The organism is Rhizobium skierniewicense Ch11, from assembly GCF_023757665.1.
In the GTDB taxonomy this organism is placed as follows: Bacteria; Pseudomonadota; Alphaproteobacteria; order Rhizobiales; family Rhizobiaceae; genus Agrobacterium; species Agrobacterium skierniewicense.
This window is the reverse complement of the sequence record NZ_RXPG01000030.1, coordinates 575,709-596,370: the sequence shown is the minus strand read 5'-3', so window position 1 is coordinate 596,370 and position 20,662 is coordinate 575,709. Positions and strand designations below refer to the sequence as shown.

The following is a 20,662-nucleotide window of genomic DNA, read 5'->3' as shown; positions in this document are numbered from 1 at the left end:
ATGCGAGAGGGCCTATGAAACGAGCGCTGATCACTGGCATAACGGGCCAAGACGGCTCCTACCTTGCAGAACTCCTTCTTGAGAAGGGTTATGAAGTCTTTGGGTTGGCGCGGGCTGCGAGTTGGTCTCAACCGAACTGCGCGAGCCATTTGGCGGGCCGCGTCAACATTCTTTTCGGGGACCTGATCCAGGATCTTGAACTGGCCAGTGTTCTCAACGAAGCGAAGCCAGACGAAATCTATAATCTCGCCTCGCAGTCTAGGCCGGGTGAATCCTGGGCGCGCGCGCCTGAGACATTGGAGGTCAATGGGCTTGCGGCCATAAAGCTGTTTGAGGCCGTGCGCAATCATCGGCCGGATACCCGTGTCTACCATGCGTCTTCATCGGAGATGTTTGGCCAATCACGCTCGGCAAGACAGGATGAGGAGACGTCTTTTCATCCCGTTAATCCATATGCCGCAGCGAAGGTATACGCACACCATATGGCTGCAATTTACAGAGACAGCTATAATCTATACATAACAAGCGGCATCCTCTTCAATCACGAAAGCGAGCGGCGCGGACTACATTTTTTGACGCAGAAAGTGGCCTATGGTGCGGCCTGTGCGGCACTCGGAATAGTCGATTCACCCGACATGAACGAGAGGGGACGACCCATCGTGGAGGGCGGACGGCTGGCCCTTGGCAACTTGGACACCGCCAGAGATTGGGGATATGCGCCCGATTTCGTTAACGCCATGTGGATGATCCTACAGCAGCAAGAGCCAACAGATTTCGTCATTGGTACCGGAAAACTGCACACGCTGACGGAATTATGTGAAATTGCCTATCAAACGGTTGGATGCGATTGGAAAAAATGTGTATTCAGCGATCCTGCCTTGGTACGGCCGCTGGAGCCGGGCCAGATTTTGGCGAACCCCGCCAAGGCGAAAGAATTACTCGGATGGTCACCGACGGTGAGCTTCAAAGAAATGGTTAGGCGGATGGTTCAAGCCCAACTGACCCGTTTAGAAAAACTATTATAGCTGCGAGGAAACGTGAAAAAAGCTCTTATTACCGGTGTGACTGGTCAGGATGGCTCATATTTGGCAGAGCTTCTGCTTGCCAAAGGATATGAGGTCCATGGTATCAAACGCCGCACATCGTTGTTCAATACCGACCGCATCGATCACCTCTATGTTGATCCACATGATGGCGAGCGCAAATTTATTCTCCACCACGGAGATCTAACGGATTCTTCCAGCCTGATCCGCATCATTCAGCAAGTTCAGCCGGACGAAATCTACAATCTGGCTGCCCAATCGCATGTTGCCGTGTCATTTGAGGAGCCGGAATATACGGCGAACTCGGACGGCATCGGCGCCCTTCGCATTCTTGAGGCAATCCGTATCCTCGGGCTGGAGAAGAAGTCAAAGTTCTACCAGGCGAGCACCTCGGAGCTTTACGGCCTCGTCCAAGAGACTCCGCAGCGCGAGACGACACCTTTTTATCCACGTTCGCCCTATGCTGTAGCTAAGCTCTACGCCTACTGGATCACCGTCAACTACCGCGAAGCGTATGGCATTTATGCCTGCAACGGTATTCTTTTCAATCACGAGAGCCCGGTGCGCGGCGAAACATTCGTGACGCGCAAGATTACGCGGGCTCTGGCGCGTATCAAGCTAGGTCTGCAGGATTGCCTCTACCTCGGTAATATGGATTCCCTTCGTGACTGGGGTCACGCCAAGGATTATGTCGAGATGCAGTGGATGATGCTGCAACAGGACGTGCCGGAAGATTTCGTCATTGCGACCGGCGTGCAATACAGCGTGCGTGACTTCGTCAACACTGCGGCTGGCGAAATCGATATGAAGATCGACTGGCGCGGTACCGGCGTAGACGAGAAGGGGTACGACGAAAAAGGCCGCTGCATCGTCTCGGTAGACCCGCGCTATTTCCGCCCGGCCGAAGTCGAGACCCTTTTGGGCGACGCCAGCAAGGCGCGCGAGAAGCTTGGCTGGACTCCCAAGATCACCTTCAATGAACTCGTATCTGAAATGATGCGTGAAGACCTGAAGTCGGCCCAACGGGATGAAGTCGTCAAAAAGCACGGCTACAACACATTCAACTACAACGAGTAAGCCATGCGCAAGGATGCCAAGATCTACATTGCCGGTCATCGTGGGATGGTAGGTTCGGCCATTGTCCGGCAGCTCCTCGCTGTCGGTTATGACAATCTGGTAACTCGTACTAGCAGCGAACTCGATTTGACTCAGCAACATCAGGTCAACGAGTTCCTGCGTCACGAGAAGCCGGACTACATTTTCATGGCAGCCGCGAAAGTAGGTGGCATCCATGCCAACAACACGTTTCGCGCGGATTTCATCTACCAGAACCTGATGATCGAATCCAATGTCGTGCATGGTGCTTGGCAGGCTGGTGTCAAGCGCATGTTATTTCTCGGCTCCAGTTGTATCTACCCCCGCGACTGCCCACAGCCGATCCGCGAAGACTATCTGTTGACAGGCCCCCTGGAGCAGACCAACGAGCCCTATGCGATCGCGAAGATTGCCGGTGTGAAACTTTGTGAGAGCTTTAACCGCCAGTATGAAACGCAGTATGTCTCGGCAATGCCGACGAACCTTTATGGTCCAAACGACAACTATGACCTTGCCAATAGCCACGTTCTCCCGGCACTCATCCGCAAGGCTCATGAGGCAAAGCTCCGAGGCGACAGCACATATACGGTGTGGGGCTCCGGCCGACCGATGCGCGAGTTTCTTTATGTGGATGACATGGCGAACGCCTGTCTGTTCCTGATGGAGCAGGACGCAATCACAGAAGGGCTTTTCAACGTCGGGACAGGAACGGACGTCACCATTCGCGAGCTTGCTGAAACGGTCATGGACGTCGTCGGCTTCGGAGGAGAAATCGTTTTCGACGCCTCCAAACCTGATGGCACGCCACGCAAGCTTCTTGATGTGGGCCGCTTGCAGCAACTGGGCTGGAAGGCCAAGATCGGCCTGCGCGAAGGTATCGCTCTAGCCTATGCCGATTTCCTGTCAAAACATGCCGGAGGCTAATCTGGCAGATCCGCTTGTTACCGTAGTCGTCCCATCCTTCAACCAGGGACGCTTCCTGGATCAGGCTCTTACATCCGTTTTCGAGCAGGACATCCCGCTCGAGGTCTTTGTTCTGGACGGCGGCTCAAGCGACAATTCGCTCAATGTAATCGACCGGTGGCGGGATCGCCTCGCGGGATATCGGAGCCGAAAGGACGACGGCCAGGCAGCAGCGATTAACGAGGGTGTCGCCAAGGGTCGAGCAGAATATGTCTGCTGGCTGAACAGTGACGATTGGTTTCTGCCTGGCGCCTTGGCGCGTCTGATTAAAACCGCCGAAACCCACCCGGACGCGCCCATGGTCTATGGCCGCTGCTGGAACCACCACGAAAATACAGGCGTCCGCCGACCCGTTTGGGTTGAGCCTTTTTCGGAACACAGACTCGCCTTGCGCTGCATCATTTCCCAGCCAGCGACGCTGATACGCCGTGCCGCATGGGAACGCATCGGTGGCGTGGATCCTACACTCCACATGACCATGGATTACGACCTCTGGTGGCGCCTCTACAAGACGGTAGGCTCTCCGCGCTATATCGATGATTTCGTCGCAGTCAACCGCGTTCACGAAGCGACAAAGACCCGAAACAACCGACGACTTCATTACCAAGAAGCGATCGATCTCGTTCGGCGTCACTATGGCAGCGTCCCGCTCAAATGGTGGATCGCACAGCCCTATGCAGTATGGTGGAAGTCGTTGAGTCTATAAACTGGCATATTTTTTCACAAGCAGAGACTGATGCTTTGCGGCGTGAATCTTATTTTTCTTTTTCTAGTTTAATCCAGTCAAATGCGATGCCTATGTTCCGAACGTCTGCTGTAGATATGGGCTTTATTATTGCCGCTTCAATGACAAGGTTGATAGACCCCGGCCCGAAATCGCTAGCGTCGAATCTGAAATCACGTTCAACCCATCCGGTTGGAGAGGACTCATTTAGCACTGCAATAATTTGGTTATTTATCTTGAACACAATGCTCTGATTGTCATGAGGATTCATAATCCTCATGGAGACTCTAATGTTGCAATCGCAAGGTAGTGTCCCCGTGATTGTCGCAGGGCTGGCGACTACCCAGGAAACCGGTACCCCTTGTGCTTCCTCTGACCAGCCGTAATTGAGAAGTTTACTAGCCCCATTAGTGCCAAATTTAATTGATTCCAATTTTTCTGGGACTTCGGTTTCCACCCCCAAGCTCTTCCAACTATCTACGCTCTTCACGTCTCCAGTGATCGAAAACCGTTCATACTGCGGAAGAAATTCGCCATTTGTGTCGGTGATGCCCTTATAGAACAAAAATGTGCGTTCCCTTTCTTCATTTTCACCGGCGGCAGTTATTACCTTCGCTCTAGAGCCGTCTTCCAATCCGAAGTTGTGAGTTATGGTGGGATAGATGTCGGTTATCTCTATTGGAGAATTACTGATACTCAATGGTTCTGATTGGCCAGGAGAGTGATATAGTAGGGTCGGATTTGCAGACGAACGGATAAATTCAGGGATTGAGCTCGGTTCGGTTTTGTTAAAAAACCCATATCTGGTTCCATGATCCGCGACAATAAAGATGGAGGATTTTTCAAAAGCACCAATCGAACGAAGGCGATCAATATAGTTGGCGACTCGACCAATTATACACGGCGCCTGTTCGAGATACTTTTCCATCGATGGATTGGGGGCAGAAACCTCACAGCCGCTAGAAAGGTTCGCAGGTGGATGCATGCCCCACAAGTGTATGAAGACCATTTTAGATCCAGCACCTCCAATTACTGTCTCCTCAGACAATTTTTCTAAGACAGCAAGATCAAGACCTGACGGATTATTCGGGACCACGGATGCCCCGCATCGCTTTTCTAATTGCATCTCCCCGTTGGAATAAAACATCGGTTTTATTAACAGAGGTAGCTGGCGAAAGAGATAAGCGTCGTAAAGTGTAGCGAACGCTCGACACTTTGAGGAACGATCGTCCAAAAAGGATGCTCTTCCACCAAGCGGAATACGCCCCCAGCGCAATCCTGCACCTTCGAACACAGATTCCAATCTTCTGAAACCGGCGTCTTTTCTATAATCAGGTAAACTCTGCCCCTTACCAGCGTAAGCAGTACCGCTGAGTATGGCTGGCACACTCAAAGCTGTGAAAGGAAAATGTCCCGTTGTATTGTTATAGAATGTAAATCCCGAAAGCCGACTTGCCAAATCTGGGTTAGCATAAATCGCCTTTTCGAAAGCGTCGCCTTGAAGAGTATCGACTAAAATGACAATTGCATTTTCCTTTCCGACTTGTAGGACATCGTATACCTCGGCGTCTCGAAAAAAGTCCGAGGAACGGGAGCCTGTCAAACTAGGATCGACTTGACTGCTGCGAGGCAACGAGAGCGTTGTCTGGATAGAAACGAGAACAAAGGCAAATATGACTAATCGTGACAAGTAGGTCACGGACTGACGCGGAAAAATGATAGCTATTACAAGGACCGTAATTAAAATAGAAAGTTCCAAGATCATCAGCAGGCGGTGATCGGCGAAATCTATCACTCGCCCATCAAGCACTCCAAGGTCTGGAATAATTATAAAGAACTGGATTAAAAGATACAAAGCAAACGCCCAGAAAAGCGATGCAATTCTACCATTCCATTTTTTTTGGAATTTGAAAATCAAAAATCCAAGCGTGAGAGAAAAAAACAGGGATATCGCAAGAGGCTCTCGAAAAACATCTGCCACGCTAATCGGAGAACGCTCTTTATTTGCGATGACCAATACTAACGGCCCCAAAACAAAAATCTGGAGCCCGATTATAAAGGCAGGGGCGTAAGCGAACATATGATATCCCGAGTTAACTAAGAAAAGTGCGAAAGTAGAATTCGGATTAGAAATTCCAACTCGATTATTCTACTCATTACGACACACGCGTAATATATCGACGGTGTATCAAGGTAAAAGAAATAGATACCGGTATACAAAACACACTAAATAACATTCGAATTCCTATACTGGAACAGCGTTCGCCCGGATTGAGAGACGACCTGTGACCGGACGATCTCCGCCACTCCACCTAGATGCCGCTCAAACTCGGTTATCTCGTATGTGTGGAAGATGTCTTCCCGGAGAGCCAGCATCTTCTCGACCGTCGAATCTGTCTTGGGTACAAATTCGATCACGCCAGTTGGCGCTACCGAAACCAGCCAGCGAACAAGCTGATCCAATGGAACATTGTGGGCTATCGCCAGATGATGCTCAAATGCCAGCGCTAGAAGTCCGTCGGCCTTGATTCTATCGGAAAAACTCATTCTCTCCGTGCCCAACCAACCTTGGCCCGAGGAAGGATTTCTGGCGTCTAGAAACAGAGGAAGAATGTTCAGCCCTTTGTCGATCGATCTTTGATAGGCGCGATCAAGCGCCTGAACATCGTAGTCAAACCCGATTACGGCCTGTGCGCCTGCGTCCAAAGCACGTTCTGAATATTCTCCAGTGTTGCAACCGAGATCAACGACCGTTCTTGGTTTCACATCGGCCACATAGTCTGCCACAAAACGATGTTTTGCATCTCTTTCGGCATCACTGTAAGTGTTCGTCAGCGAATAATCGGCCCAAACAGTTTTAACCTTGTCGCCCGGTTCCAGCGAGGAAATCCAGTTTCGAAGCTGCTGTAGCATGGCGACAAAAGCTCGCTTTGGCAGACTGCGATCTTTTACCGAGATCTTGGCGGCATCCGAACTGGTACCCGCTTGGAAGCGATCCTGCAGCACGACAGTGGTAAAAACATTCCAAGTGAATTTGCGACGGGTTGGGATCACTGCTGCGATATCCGCCACAGCAATCCCTTCCATGGCCCCTCGATACCAAGCGTTATGCGGCCTTCCAACATAAGCGCGCAGAAGCAGTGGATTGAGGAATTGTTCACAGAACTGCCTGTGTCCTGCCCAAAACTCTCCATCACGGTACGGGCGCAAAGACAGGTGATCAATAAATATCGGTTTTGGACCTAAAAACTGGACATTATAGGCCGTCGCGTCCGACAGAGTGAACCCCTTGTCCAGAAGACTGAGATGAAAATCCAAATGAAAAAGTGCTGCACATTTCAGGAGAGCGAAAGACCACTCGTACGGATAACTGATCCACGGAATCCGGTCGACCTTTATAATATAGCCTTTTTTATCAGCCATAACGGTTTCTGCTCTGATAGGGACCAGCCATCCTCTTTCTGAGAATTCGAGGAAAATACCGGCGTCTCTGGCTGCTTCGTAAGCAGGAGCGCCCCAAGAAGAAATTTCACGGAAAATGTCGTCACCACGTTCCAAAACGTGACCTGCTGGATCGCGAAAAGAACCAGAAATTCTTGTCGCATTTCCGACGGATGAGGCGTCAAACATCTTTTCCGCCACCATCCCGTTTACCGTCGCGCCCTCGAGCACTAAAGAAAGACTTTATCTTCTCGACATAGAGAGAACATGTAGCAAGAGCTACCGCTGCGCCTCCTAAGATAGCTTGGAGAACCATACTCCCAGTCCCTGGATCAAGGTAAGCGAATGCACTTCCACTTGACGACATTAGAAATAGTCCGCCTGACGATATGAATAATAGATTTCTCATTCTCAGTTTCCCTCGTTATATACAATCTTGACTGGCCCGACATTCACTTTTGTCATACATCCGTCATATATAAAAGCGCAATGTGCAGGACCTTTTTTGGACGATTGAGGTTAGTTGAGAAAACACTCTACTAACTGGGTTCGATGTGAAGGTTTTCGATTCTCCATGCGGCAGATCGTGTATCTGGTTCCTGCAGAGGGAATGCGACGCCATTTGTGGTCATGTGTAGCCTCCGGATATCTGCAGGGGGAACATCAAAAACATGATCGAACACTTCCGAACCTTCGCCCGTGCTTTTGACCGCAAAGGTGCTGACTGAATCACCTTCGTTTCCGCCATCCGATTGCAGTGCCAAAGTGATGGTCTGTGGCCCACGCGTTTGATATGCAAATCGAACCCTCGTGCGCATTGCTTGTCCATCAACCAATCTAGGCTGCAATTCAAAGCTCACTTCACGCTCGATCCAACGCCACCAGTCTTTGCCGTTTGTCTCTTGGTCATGCGCCCCTTGGACTACCCCAATTAGAATACGCCCAACATCGGGTACTGCACCGACTGTAAATGCACCCACGTTTCGGCCACCAACGGAGATTTGCTGAGAAGATTGCCGTTCGACGATACACTGCCCCGGTACAAGCTCTCCGCGCCTATCGGCTTCGGGCAACCAAGCCTGAACATAGTCATCTCCCTTCCAGTCGGCGAGAACTTGACGGTCTGGAAGGTAGAGCGTGGCGATTTGTCTGATTTTCTGATCACTGTCACCTAAAGCAAGGTAAAGAGGAGCCAGAGGAGGGCAAGAGGTCAGCACGGCGTCCCTAAAATCCGTATAGAACCTTGCGAGATCGTGAACGTCTCCATAACTCTTCACGACCGGTTTGACCCGCTCAACCGCCAAAACGCCGGCCGCAACAAAACCTAAGGCAAAAAATGCCGTAACCGTTTTTGCAGCCCATTTTCCCATCTTGGAGAGCAAGAAGAAAAACGCTAGCAAAACGAAGACGGAAACAAATGGGTGCGCCCAGTCTGCCAGCTTGAACTGGCTCCAACTCTGGCCAACGCCGACTGAAAATGGCGATGGTACCAAGTAACGAAAATACAAAAGACCTAGGGAAAGAATGACCAGCATTGTAGTGATAGGCAGCAGATGTGGCGTCTTTGCTGACCGCGAAAGTCCTCTACAACCGTGTGCTAGTAGTGCAGTTAGGAGGAGGACTGTAAAGACGCCTGCGCCGTAAGAAACCCAATCGCCGCTAGGCAACGCCCACTGAAAGGTATCCCACGCTCCACCATGTGTGCCTAACGCATGCGCTATGAACCCGATGAGAGTCCAATTGACCGGTGTTCCTACGACAGCGCCGGACTGAAGTTTTAATGCTGTGAACGCCCTGACGATTTCCAAATTTAGGAAAAGCGTCGCGAAAACTAGAACGAATACGCCATAAGCGATTATTGCCAGCTTGTTTTTTGACTGGATCATGGTTGCGATGGCGACGATCAAAATCGCCAATCCAACAAACGGAACGAATTCGGAATAAGCAAAAACGAATGCACTGAGGAGGAGCGCGGATAGAATGGCGGGCTTAAGCACCGCCCGCATATCGTCTGTTTCGAGCGCACCAAACCATTTGAAAACAGACCCTGACAGAAACAGCAGACTGCAGGCAAATGTTAGCCCAAGTGTCTGTGGCAAAAAGCCGAAGTTGGCAGCAAACACCAATCCACCGAAGCCGAATGCGGGAAAACACAGCACAAGTAAGCGGGTTCTACGGGAAAAACGCCTCAAATACGCACTGATTGGAAACCCGAGTGAAAGACATGTGGAAAATATTGCCGAGATGATGACGGCAGGATAAGCAGCATAAGCCCACCGAAGACCGAATATCGACTGAACAAGAGCAATAAAAAACGAGCTGCCCATGCGAAAACCGAAATGTTGATACATTGCGATTTGCGTCGTTACCGGAGTGATCAAACCGGGTTCGATCGTGTTAGAAAACGCATGATTCTGTAGCCAGCCACTGTGGGCGAGATAAGTAAAAGCGTCATTGTGTGCGTTGAACGCTCCAAAGACAAGAAGCGGAGCTAGCATGCTGATACCGGCGGCTAGCGAAAAAAGGCTGTTGGAGACTGCGTGTAAGAGCATCCGACCCTTGAAGGGCTCACGCAGAATAGCCCAACAAATCGGCCCGAGAGATAAAACTGCGGCGATGATCCAGTTTCCGAGAGGCAGCCAACGTCCTACGATGCTTGCCCCTACCGTAAAAAGAGCGAGCCCCAAAGCAGGTGCGAGATAGAACTTTGCTAGAGGACGCAATCGTACTGGAAGTAAGCCACTTAAGTATCGTCCAACGATTGTCGCCCCAAAAACCAGGGCGACAGTGATGGAACCAGCAAGAATGAAAACTGCAGGAATCGATGGCAACCCGTTTACCATCACTGCCTAAGCCAGCAAATCTGCGATATGCCGCGCGATGTCTCGGCCTTCTCGGATGGCATAGTTCGTTCCTCTGTCTTCAGGATAAATCTGCGCCATCGTTGAAATAAAAGCATTTTCAAATGGCGTGTCTCTGCCTGGAACATAGCTAGAATAATTGCGCTCCGTCACAGGCTGAGCGTATTCGGAACGCCAAACCCGATGCTCGATAACCCAAGAAGGCTCCATTTCAGGGAACATCCTTTTTAGGTGCCCCAACGCAAAATCGACATACTCCTCGTCGGTAAACGACCATACCGGATCTTCAACCGCAAGATATCGTGAAAGAAACGCGATATGCGATCCTTTATAGTTTTCTGGAACGTCAAAATTCGTGTGTTCTATGACACCTACGAATGGGAAGCCAGGATCGTTAACATTGAGCCAGTAAGTATCAGACAGGCTTCGCTTGAGCCTCAGTACCAAGCACATATTGCCCAGATAGCGCACCCGTAGCAATCGTTGGCGCCATTCCTCAGTGGTCGATCCCTTGAAGATGTCTGCGATAATTGGCAGCGCCGGAGTGAACAGAAACTGCTTGCCCTGAACCTCCCCGCTCTGTGTTTGAATTCCAGAGAGGTTTTTGCCATCAGCTTTAACACTGAGTACTTTTTCGCCAACGGTAACCTCACCGCCAGCCTGTCTAATTGCGGACACCATGGCGTCGGCCAATCGTCCGAATCCTCCTTTAAAGTAGGCAAGTTCCTCGCCACCCTTGTCGTTTCGCGTACTGCCGCGAAGAACAAGCTTCTTCCACATCCAAACGGCATTCACAGCTTCTGCGTACACAGAAAACTTGGACTCGATCAACGGCTCCCAGACCACCTTGTAGACGCGCTTGCCCGCCAAGGATTCCAGCCATTCTCGTATGCTCAGATGCTCGATCTGCTTCCAGTCCTTAACCCTGCGGACTTGGAATACGAGTAGCCCAAGACGGATACGATCAACGAACGACAGGGCCGTGAACCGCATCAGATCCATCGGCGTCGATAGCTTCCACATACGGCCATTAAAATACATGCCAGTTTTGGAGGGGAGGGTCACGATGTCCCCCTCCATCCCAAGTTCCTTGACCAGTTCAGGAACGTAAACGTCGTTGTTAAACCAATGATGGTAAAACTTCTCGAGTTTTACGCCATCGCTGAACTCGAACGTTCCGGCAAGACCGCCTACATCGGTATCTCCCTCAATAACACGAACTTTCAAGCCCCGCTTAGCGAGAACATAAGCGGCTGTAAGTCCGGTGAAACCACCACCCACAACCACGACATCATAAACTTGTTCCACGTTCAACCCTTCCAATGGCACTCGCTGCCTATCGTTCAATTCGCTTCAGCGGCTATTTGCGGTGCTGCCGAAAGTAATACGGCGATTCAATATAAATTGGATAACGACCACAACAGGCAACGTAAGAAGCTTTGCAATCTTTTCATCCACACTCATATAGTCCACGAGGACCCACAACATGACGACCGACGCCGTGAAGCCTACCGCTGCTACGCTAAGGAAGATCGCAAACCGCTGGGCAATCTTGTCTCTTGCTTTGAAAGTGATGATCCGGTTCAGGAAGAAGCTTATGATGGTGCCACACAGATACCCCAACACATTCGCGCTTTGGTACCATAGTCCCGACTGGATACTGAGATAGTATACGAGATAATCGGTCGAAACTCCGATGCCGCCGCACACACAATAAAGAAGGAACTGTATCATAACTTTTGGTCCTGAGTACGAGCGAGCGCATCAGTCGTCTCACCGATCACATACTGCGGCCGGGAGTTGATTGTGAGAAGCACTCGGCCCAGATATTCGCCAATGACGCCGAGGGCAAGTAACTGCACACCGCCAATCACAAGAACCGCAACAATCAAGGAAGCCCAGCCAACAGGCATCACGTCAATCGTCAACTTCTGCACGATGAGTAAAAACGCACAGAGAAAACCGAAGCCGGATACAATGATCCCTAGCAAAGAAGTCAGCCTTAAGGGCACAAGTGAAAAGCTGGTCGCCATTTTCAGCCATAAAGAAATAGACTTCTTCAGACCATACCGGCTATCGCCGGCAAACCTTTGAAAATGATTGACCTCGACCGAGGCGATATTTCTAGTGAACGTCAAAATCAGTCCATCGACATACACGTAAGGCCCCGAATAGCTTAGAATATCCTTGCAAATTACCGAGCGAAAAGCGCGAAAAGGCGAAAGATACAGATCCATAGGCTTTTTCATAAGATAGGCCGCGATCGTGTTGTTGAACTTGCTTCCGATAACTTTCCAGGCAGCATGGCTACGGTTCGTAAATCGACCATAAACTACGTCATACCCTTCATCCACTTTCTCAACCAGCCTCGGTATATCGTGTGGCGAGTGCTGGAGATCATCGTCCATCGTGACCACGACTGCTCCGGATGCACGCGTGAAACCGGCCATCAGGGCGTTATGCTGACCAGCATTCATTCGAAGCAAGACACCTGAGACTTTTGAACGGGTCGCCGCCAGTTGCTTGATTACTTCCCAGGTCCCATCAGGGGAGTGATCGCAGACTAAAATGATCTCGTAGCTACCCAACACATTCGGCGCATCGCTCAACACCACTTCCAATTGCCGCACCAGCTCAGGAAGAGTGAGCTCACTGCCATAGGCAGGGATAACAACTGAAAGTTTCAGGGCGGGTTCACCTTCCATAATATTTCCTTATCGTCCTCTCGATATAGTCTTCGTCAAACGAAATGTTTAGGTCAGACGCCGCACGCTTAACATCGGGAACGTCAATGTCATACCCACTTCCTGCATCGATCAACGAGTACACCGCCTTTTTGCCCAAAACCATCTCGAATACCTCGACTATATTCAGGATCGAAACAGAAAACGGACTGGCGATGTTATAAACGCCCTCTTTTGGGTCACCCGTGCGGATCACGTGCGTAACGATAGCCGCAATATCATCGACATCGATCAAGTTACGGCGTGCATTTTTCCATACATTGAAACGCTCACCATTCTCAATTTTTTGGTGCAAAAAATTTGTGAGAAGATTAGAGTTAGACGACGTGCCAACCACCTGAGGTAGGCGAAATATGGCATTGCCTCGATAACTGCTAACCAAAGCTTCCATCTCGAGCTTGTGGTGAACGTATTGCGTATTCGCCATTTCTGGATCAAAAACGCTGCAGCTACCGAAGTATATAAGCTGCCCCGCTGCCTCAAGGTAAGCTCTCAGCATTTTCTCTTCTCTGAGAAACTCCTCTGCGCGCGTCTCACCCGAGTTTGAAACACCGGCGGCAAAAACGATTACGTCTTGATCAGATTCGAAGTATGGAACGAACGCCGAAGCGACAAGCCCGCGCCCGATAATCATAACAAATCCTGCATCAATTACTCGCTCGCAACCTGTCGTGCTATTTCGCCAAGGTATTGACCATAGCTGTTCTTGCGCAAGGCGTGAGCTCGCGCCGCCAGAGCATCGACACTCATCCAACCATTTCTAAGCGAGATTTCTTCCAAACAGGCAATCTTATAGCCTTGCCGCTTTTCAATGATTTCTACAAACTGAGACGCTTCTAGAAGGCTTTCAAATGTACCAGTGTCCAGCCATGCAAAGCCTCGACCGAGCACCTGAACGTTGAGAGAGCCGTTCGTCATGTAATGTTGATTGACGCTCGTAATCTCCAACTCACCGCGCGCGGAAGGCTCTACTGCCTTTGCAATTTCCACAACGTCATTGTCGTAAAAGTAAAGTCCGGTCACAGCATAGTGGCTTTTGGGATTTACCGGTTTTTCTTCAATTGAAATCGCGCGCATGTCGGCATCGAACTCGACCACTCCGAAACGCTCAGGATCTTTGACAGGATAACCAAAGACGGTCGCACCACGCGTGACTGCAGCGGCGCTTTGCAAAAGGGGACTAAAGCCCTGACCATAAAAAATGTTATCACCGAGTGCGAGGCAAACGTCGTTACCGCCGATGAAGGACTCGCCTATAAGAAATGCCTGCGCCAGTCCGTCCGGGCTTGGTTGCACAGCGTAACTTAAATTTATGCCAAACTGGCTACCGTCCTTCAACAATCGCTGGAATGCGGGCTGGTCCTCAGGCGTGGTGATGATCAGGATATCCCGAATGCCCGCCAACATCAAAACCGACAAAGGATAGTAAATCATCGGCTTGTCGTAGACTGGAAGCAACTGCTTCGAAACCCCCTCGGTAATGGGGTACAGCCTCGTTCCAGAGCCTCCAGCGAGAATAATTCCCTTACGCGTCACTCACTCACTCCACCATCATATTGCTTCTCGACCCAAGAAAGGTAGGCCCCACTGGTCACATTCTCGACCCAAACCTGATTATCCAAGAACCATCTGACCGTTTTGCGTAGTCCGGTTTCGAACGTTTCAGCTGGCCGCCACCCCAGCTCAGTTTCTATCTTGCGTGCATCAATTGCATAGCGCCGGTCATGACCTGGACGATCCTTAACGAAAATAATTTGTTCGGCGTAAGACGATCCATCATCACGGGGCCTCAGCTCATCCAAGACTTCGCATAATGTTTTGACAACATCGAGATTGGCCTTCTCATTCCAGCCGCCAATATTGTAGGTGTCGCCGACCAGGCCTCCCTCAACCACCTGCCGGATGGCCGAGCAATGATCCTCGACGTATAGCCAGTCCCTGATCTGCTGACCATCACCGTAAATCGGCAAGGGTTTGCCCGCCAATGCATTGTGAATGCAAAGCGGAATAAGTTTCTCCGGGAAATGATAGGGTCCATAGTTGTTGGAGCAGTTTGTCGTCAGTACGGGCAGCCCGTAAGTGTGATGATATGCCCTGACGAGGTGGTCTGAAGCGGCCTTGCTCGCGGAGTATGGACTATTGGGTTCGTAGCGGCTCAACTCATTAAACGGAGGAGCTTCTCGATCCAATGAACCATAGACCTCATCAGTCGATACATGGAGAAACCGAAACGAGCTTTTTTGCGGCTCCAGCAAACCGCCCCAATAAGCACGGACCGCTTCCAGCAACCGAAACGTGCCGACCACGTTCGTATCAATGAAATCTCCGGGTCCATGAATGGACCGGTCTACATGAGATTCAGCAGCGAAGTTAAAGATCGCCCTCGGGTTATGTTCAGAAAGTAGTTGGGAAACTCGCGCATTATCGGCAATATCCACTCTGGCAAAAATATGCCTAGGGTCGCCTTTCAAAGAAACGAGATTCTCAAGATTCCCCGCGTAGGTCAGCTTATCGATATTTATGACTGTCTCATCGCAATTCCGCAGCCACTCCAGAACGAAATTGCTGCCGATGAAACCCGCCCCGCCAGTCACGACTATTGTCATCGGCCACTCTTCCCGCAGCATAATTTGAAGAAAAGCAAGCCAAACTCGCCTTACATTTACTTAAGATGGCTCTTACACGAGCGCGATAGTAGGGTCAATCTAATCGGCCGATCAGATCTCAATACAACCGTTGGAGACTCCCTTATTGGTTATGATAGGCGTAATATCCGAACTCCCAACTTATCAGCGCTGAATGCGGGTTTACGGACTTTCTTTCTTCTATCATCCGACGGAAAGTGCATCGTTAGAAATTTTTTCCATGAACAGACACCCTCGCGGTCTGAATTTGAAAAACCGGTTAATCCCTTTCTACCGGATCTTTCTTATGTTTTTGTTATTTCGCTGCAGCGTCACCCCTTGCTCCATTGAATGCCGTGGCGACGATGAGCCGCATGTCTCCTGAAAAACTCGCATTGCTGATATACGACGCGTCGATTGCAGCTAACTGCTCTGGAGTTGACATATCGACGCCGCTTACCTGAGCAAGGCCCGTCACACCAGGCCTCACCGAAAAGACATTACGTTCTCTGCGTGCCTCGATGACCTCTGATTGACTTGGCAGACACGGCCTCGGCCCCACAAGGCTCATGTCGCCTTTCAGGACGTTGATCAGTTGTGGCAATTCGTCCAGTTTTATGGATCGTATTTTTTTGCCGAGTGGTGTTATCCAGGATTGTTGCGCATTATGAGAGCCGACATTCGGGGTTCCCGCTGCCATCGTGCGGAATTTTATGCATGTGAAGATGCGTTCATGGCGCCCGACGCGCTGCTGCAGAAAAAATGCGCCGCCTGGAGAATCGCGGCGAATGAGAATGACGAGGACGAGAAGCAGCGGCGAAAAGACGATCAGCCCGCCTGCTGAGGCGATGATATCGAAGAATCGTTTTATGACACTGTTCACGCGATCGGCCAATTCGTCCGCCTTTGGTATGGAAACACTCTACTATTTCAGTCGATCTAGCACATCACACCGACCGCCGTAGCCCCTCGTCGGTTGAAAATGGTGGCTTCCAACTGAGTCTGTTTTCGGTTTCAGTAATGTCGGCCTCCAGGCTGTCAATGAGCCTGGCAACCATATCTGTCTTGCCTGCCACCCGCCCTATAGTCTGCAACACCGAAGCAGGCACCGGCAACAACACCGCACGGCGTCCGCTTGCCGCAGCGATTTTTCGGACAAAATCTGCAGTGGACAATGCCGCGCCATCTGCTGCCATCAGAATGTGCCCGTGCGCTGACGGGCTCATCGCTGCCGTGATAATCAGGTCGGCCAGATTGTCGACGTGGATCACGGACCGGTGATTGCGCACGGACCGTAGCGGAAGCGGAAGGCCGCTTTTGACGAGCTTGACCAACGCCTTGAAGCTTCCTTTGGCAGCCTTGCCGTAAACCAAGGGCGGACGCACAATAACGAGTTCCATGCCAGAGGCAGTGGCGATGTCCATGAGACGGTTTTCCGCCTCAAGTTTTGATCTGCCGTAAGCCGTTTCAGGTGCCGGACGATCATGGGCGGTGAAGGGCCGTCCCGGTTCTGAGCGTTCGCCGTTCACTTTTATCGTGCTAATGAAGACAAATCGCCTCACACCACATTCCACCGATTGCTGGGCAAGTCGCACTGTGCCGTCAACATTGACTGAGCGCATCTTATCGTCGGAACCCTGATCACCCGCCATGATGTCCTGATTGTGAGCCGCCAGGTGGATGACCGTATCAACGCCTGAAAGTGCTGTCTGCCAATCCGTAGACGCGCCGATATCGCCAACTCCGATAAAATCCTCACGGGCCGAGCGGGACGCAGCGCGAAATGGAAGGTCACGTTGACGAAGTGTGTTTACCACGGATGTCCCGACAAAACCTGTCGCGCCGGTCACGAGAAACATCGTGATCTCCTCAGGGTTCGATTATTTGAAGGGCTCGGTGACGCAGTCAACTCTTTGTCCGTCCCGCACAAAGACGTGGTCGACAATGCGGTCCAGAGGTTTGTAGTCCTCGACCAACTCGGACAGACACAGCTTTATCGCCGCCGCATCACCACCTGCGGCAATGGTGAGGAGAGTATCAAGCCTGGGCTCGAATTCGCTCCAGGCAATGAATTTTTCGCGGGCGCGCATGACTTTCGGATGCTCTGTGGGCTCCGGATTGTCGCCAATGAGCATCTCTTCGAACAGCTTTTCGCCAGGACGCAAACCGGTCATGGTGATACTGATGTCACCCCCCGGGTACCGCTCATCCTGGATGGTATGGCCAGACAGTTCCACCATGCGGCGCGCTAGATCAATGATCTTGATCGGTTCGCCCATGTCCAGCACGAATACATCTCCGCCCTTGCCCATGGCACCTGCCTGGACAACCAGCTGCGTTGCTTCGGAAATCGTCATGAAGAAACGCGTGATATCGGGGTGCGTCAGCGTGATCGGACCACCTTCCCGGATCTGTTGCCTGAACAGCGGAACGACGGAGCCGGAGGATCCTAAAACATTGCCGAAACGAACCATCGACAGAACGGTTTTGGAACCGTCGGCCGCCAAAGCCTGAAGACACATTTCCGCCAGCCGTTTGGTCGCCCCCATGACGTTGGTCGGCCGCACCGCCTTGTCCGTGCTCACCAGGATGACGTTCTCGACGCCGGCATCAATGGCGGCTTTCGCCACGATCAGCGTGCCGAACACGTTCGTCTTGACGCCTTCGACCGGGTTTTGCTCGACCAGCGGGACATGCTTGTAGGCGGCGGCGTGATAGACTGTCGCAGGCTGCCACGTCTGCATGATCTTTGAAATGCGCGTCTCATCGCAGACATCGGCCAGAAGAGGAATGATTTGCGGATTGGTCTCCCCATCCTTCACCAGTTCTGCTTCGAGAGCGTAAAGGCCAAACTCGCTTTGATCGAGAAGGATCAACATCGACGGGTTGGACTTGATCAGGCCACGACACAGCTCGCTCCCGATGGAGCCTGCCGCTCCCGTCACCAACACCACTTTACCTCTGACATTCCTTTCCAGCAGATCCTGGTTCGGCAGAACCGGTTCACGCCCCAACAGGTCCTCGACATCCAGTTCCTGCATATCTGCTGTCTGTGCTTTGCCGATGGCAAGCGCCCCAAGATCTGGAACGGTGCGAACAGCAACGCGGGCGCCGCGCAGTTCCTCGATGATGTCGTTGCGACGCTTCCGATCGATTTTGGGCAGAGCCAGCAAGACCGTGCGGATATTCAATCGGGCACAGATGTCGACGATCTGCTCCGGCTTGAAAACCTTGACGCCACCGATCAGGCTTCCCTGAAGGTTTCGGTCGTCATCGAGATAGCCACACAGATGGAACTCGACACTGCGACTGAGAACGCTGGCGAACTGGCGACCTTCGATACCGGCACCATAGATCAAGACATTGCGCCGAGTGCTCTGACGAAGGATACGATTATAGGCCTCGTAGAGAAAATAGCGGGTGGTGAAGCGGGACAGACCGATCGCGATCAGCAGCAACAGGGGCTGCAAAATGCCGACGGTGCGCGGTATTCCGGGAAAGCTGACGGCGGTAAAGATCGCCATGAACGCCAGGCCATAAATCGTCACGGCCTTTATCACCGCGATGAAGGCGGCCCACCCCATGAACCGGAATATGGCACGGTAGAGGCCCATCGTGATGAAAATGGGCAGCGCAATCGCGAGCGACACGGGTATCGTCAGCAGCTGAATTCCTTCGAGCGCAACCCAGTCGTTGAGGCGAAAGCAAAAAGCCAGCCAAATCGTCAGCACACAAAAGGACGCGTCAACAATAACGGCCAGCGCACGCTTGGTTGAGCGCGGCAAATTCAGTATCTGTTGGACGTATTTGTCTTCGATCACGCCAGTGTCTGCTTTCTGAGGTCAACACGGTCAGCGGCCGCACCGCGGGCGTCGTCTTGCATCGCCTGGCCGGTTGTCTGAGGCGTTGATGTCATCCTGATCGTGCATGCAAAACACACGGCGCTGAAAAGCAGCGCATAGGATTCCCCCATGGCCAAACGATTGTTGGAATTGCTGAGGATCGTAAAGGCGAAGTAGACGGCGCAGACGAGATAACATGAAAACGCGCATTTACTGATGAAGCCCAGCCGTGATGCCCTGAAAACACGAGATAGGCTTGCTACAAATATCAAGCCGTAAATGGCCAGTCCTAAAAACCCGTGCCGGATGAGGATTTCCAGATATCCATTGTGCATCAGTGTATAGGGTATACTGGCGTAACGCGTTGTGTGCCAAATCGTGAGCCAGTGGTTGCCACTTCCGAAAAACGGTGCGACGGCAATCACTTCAGAGGCGTTCGACCAGAGTTGAAGGCGCTCGTCAAACGTAACAGGCGTCGAGGACGACTCAATCGCCTCCTTAAAAATACTTGAGAACGACCGGCCGCTATCAAGCTCTGCGACGACTGTGGCAACGGAATCGACTGTAGGGCCGGCAACCTCCGCAATATTTTCACGGACAGCGTAAACGCTCACGCCCAGAAGGAGGACGCCCGCGACCATGGTGAGGATGACTTCTTTTTTCCGCAAAAACATGAGGGTCGTTGGCACCAACATGACAAAGGCCGGTATCAGAGCAAGCCATACGCCTTTGGATTTCGATCCCCAGACATTAAAAAGCGCCAGCGCGATAACAGCGGTTCCGACAACCGTCGCAAACGATCTAAAAGCCTTGGAACTACCCACTTCGTACTGATGCGACATCCAGTAGAAAGCACCAATCACAAGAAATCCACAACCAACGGCGCCGTGGATCGGGTTGTGGTGAAAAAGTGGAAAAATGCGCTCACCCGTCAGGGCATCGGTAAATCTGGTCGATAGCAGAAGCAATATGAGTGCGAGAGAAAAGAAAATCGCGACGATACCCCTCACCATTTTCCAGCTTCCGGCGAATGCGACACCTAAAATGGGGAAAAGAAGGGGAAAGGCATACAGCCATTCCGACGCGCCTTTTTCACCCGTGACGATCAGCAGGAGAAGAAAACGAAGCAACGCAGCGCCGCCAGCGACAATGCACAAGATTGCAAGCCAATCTCGCAACAGGAGATTTTTCGGCCCGGGAACGAAAAAGGCGAAGGCGATGATGAGGCCGAGCGCAGCATATCTATATGCATCGCTCTCAACCAAGGTGACCGACATCATCACAAGCCAGAGAGCGCTTACCAAGGCGGTCACGGCAAGAGACCT

General features: G+C 51.5%; 17 protein-coding genes and 1 pseudogene. 4 read left to right on the top strand and 14 right to left on the bottom strand.

Annotation, left to right across the window (positions count from 1 at the left end):
• The first annotated feature begins 14 nt into the window (after window positions 1-14).
• From EKM04_RS22560 to EKM04_RS22550, 3 genes are read left to right on the top strand one after another with little or no spacing between them, the layout of a single operon-like run.
• The gene (locus EKM04_RS22560; protein ID WP_174154589.1) at window positions 15-1,025 is read left to right on the top strand and encodes a GDP-mannose 4,6-dehydratase; all 1,011 of its coding nucleotides are present in this window, start codon (window positions 15-17) and stop codon (window positions 1,023-1,025) included.
• Between the two features lie 12 nt (window positions 1,026-1,037).
• A complete protein-coding gene (gmd, locus tag EKM04_RS22555) occupies window positions 1,038-2,120 on the top strand; it encodes a GDP-mannose 4,6-dehydratase (protein WP_183893719.1) in 1,083 nt (360 codons plus the stop codon).
• A gap of 3 nt (window positions 2,121-2,123) precedes the next feature.
• Window positions 2,124-3,062: a GDP-L-fucose synthase family protein gene (locus EKM04_RS22550; protein WP_183893717.1), complete on the top strand. Its 939-nt coding sequence runs from the start codon at window positions 2,124-2,126 to the stop codon at window positions 3,060-3,062.
• On the opposite strand, the gene EKM04_RS23100 is transcribed toward EKM04_RS22550, so the two are convergent.
• A complete protein-coding gene (locus EKM04_RS23100) occupies window positions 3,042-3,104 on the bottom strand; it encodes a hypothetical protein (protein WP_350310112.1) in 63 nt (20 codons plus the stop codon). The genes EKM04_RS22550 and EKM04_RS23100 overlap by 21 nt on opposite strands.
• Between EKM04_RS23100 and EKM04_RS22545 the strand changes: the two are divergent.
• Window positions 3,088-3,807 (top strand): annotated as a pseudogene (locus EKM04_RS22545) (glycosyltransferase family 2 protein); the annotation flags it as partial. The gene EKM04_RS23100 and the pseudogene EKM04_RS22545 overlap by 17 nt on opposite strands.
• Window positions 3,808-3,856: 49 nt before the next feature.
• On the opposite strand, the gene EKM04_RS22540 reads toward EKM04_RS22545, so the two are convergent.
• The 13 genes from EKM04_RS22540 to EKM04_RS22480 form a co-directional block, all read right to left on the bottom strand.
• The gene (locus EKM04_RS22540) at window positions 3,857-5,905 is read right to left on the bottom strand and encodes an LTA synthase family protein (protein WP_183893714.1); all 2,049 of its coding nucleotides are present in this window, start codon (window positions 5,903-5,905) and stop codon (window positions 3,857-3,859) included.
• Between the two features lie 146 nt (window positions 5,906-6,051).
• Window positions 6,052-7,470, bottom strand: coding sequence for a class I SAM-dependent methyltransferase (locus EKM04_RS22535; protein WP_234910847.1), 1,419 nt, complete (start codon window positions 7,468-7,470; stop codon window positions 6,052-6,054).
• Window positions 7,471-7,805: 335 nt separating this feature from the next.
• Complete coding sequence (locus EKM04_RS22530) at window positions 7,806-10,097, bottom strand: hypothetical protein (protein WP_183893712.1); 2,292 nt, start codon at window positions 10,095-10,097, stop codon at window positions 7,806-7,808.
• An 18-nt stretch (window positions 10,098-10,115) separates the two neighbouring features.
• Entirely contained in the window at window positions 10,116-11,435 is a 1,320-nt protein-coding gene (locus EKM04_RS22525) for an NAD(P)/FAD-dependent oxidoreductase (protein WP_183893710.1), read from the bottom strand.
• 45 nt (window positions 11,436-11,480) lie between these two features.
• Window positions 11,481-11,861: a GtrA family protein gene (locus EKM04_RS22520; RefSeq protein WP_183893708.1), complete on the bottom strand. Its 381-nt coding sequence runs from the start codon at window positions 11,859-11,861 to the stop codon at window positions 11,481-11,483.
• Entirely contained in the window at window positions 11,858-12,832 is a 975-nt protein-coding gene (locus EKM04_RS22515; protein ID WP_183893706.1) for a glycosyltransferase family 2 protein, read from the bottom strand. Before EKM04_RS22515 ends, EKM04_RS22520 begins: the two co-directional genes overlap by 4 nt.
• On the bottom strand, window positions 12,822-13,505 hold the full coding sequence (locus EKM04_RS22510) for an NAD-dependent epimerase/dehydratase family protein (RefSeq protein WP_183893704.1): 684 nt from the start codon (window positions 13,503-13,505) through the stop codon (window positions 12,822-12,824). Before EKM04_RS22510 ends, EKM04_RS22515 begins: the two co-directional genes overlap by 11 nt.
• A 17-nt stretch (window positions 13,506-13,522) precedes the next feature.
• Window positions 13,523-14,407 (bottom strand): glucose-1-phosphate thymidylyltransferase RfbA, encoded by an 885-nt coding sequence (rfbA, locus tag EKM04_RS22505; protein WP_183893702.1) that lies wholly within the window; start codon window positions 14,405-14,407, stop codon window positions 13,523-13,525.
• Window positions 14,404-15,477, bottom strand: a complete 1,074-nt coding sequence (gene rfbB / locus EKM04_RS22500; RefSeq protein WP_183893700.1) for a dTDP-glucose 4,6-dehydratase — start codon at window positions 15,475-15,477, stop codon at window positions 14,404-14,406. The genes rfbA and rfbB overlap by 4 nt, the downstream gene beginning before the upstream one ends.
• Before the next feature lie 334 nt (window positions 15,478-15,811).
• Entirely contained in the window at window positions 15,812-16,390 is a 579-nt protein-coding gene (locus EKM04_RS22495; protein WP_210290008.1) for a sugar transferase, read from the bottom strand.
• Between the two features lie 52 nt (window positions 16,391-16,442).
• Window positions 16,443-17,354: an NAD-dependent epimerase/dehydratase family protein gene (locus EKM04_RS22490; protein ID WP_183893699.1), complete on the bottom strand. Its 912-nt coding sequence runs from the start codon at window positions 17,352-17,354 to the stop codon at window positions 16,443-16,445.
• Between the two features lie 21 nt (window positions 17,355-17,375).
• Window positions 17,376-19,316 carry a polysaccharide biosynthesis protein gene (locus tag EKM04_RS22485; protein WP_252094097.1) on the bottom strand — a complete coding sequence of 647 codons (1,941 nt, stop codon included), beginning with the start codon at window positions 19,314-19,316 and terminating at the stop codon, window positions 17,376-17,378.
• Entirely contained in the window at window positions 19,313-20,650 is a 1,338-nt protein-coding gene (locus tag EKM04_RS22480; protein WP_252094096.1) for an O-antigen ligase family protein, read from the bottom strand. The genes EKM04_RS22485 and EKM04_RS22480 overlap by 4 nt, the downstream gene beginning before the upstream one ends.
• Between the last annotated feature and the right edge of the window lie 12 nt (window positions 20,651-20,662).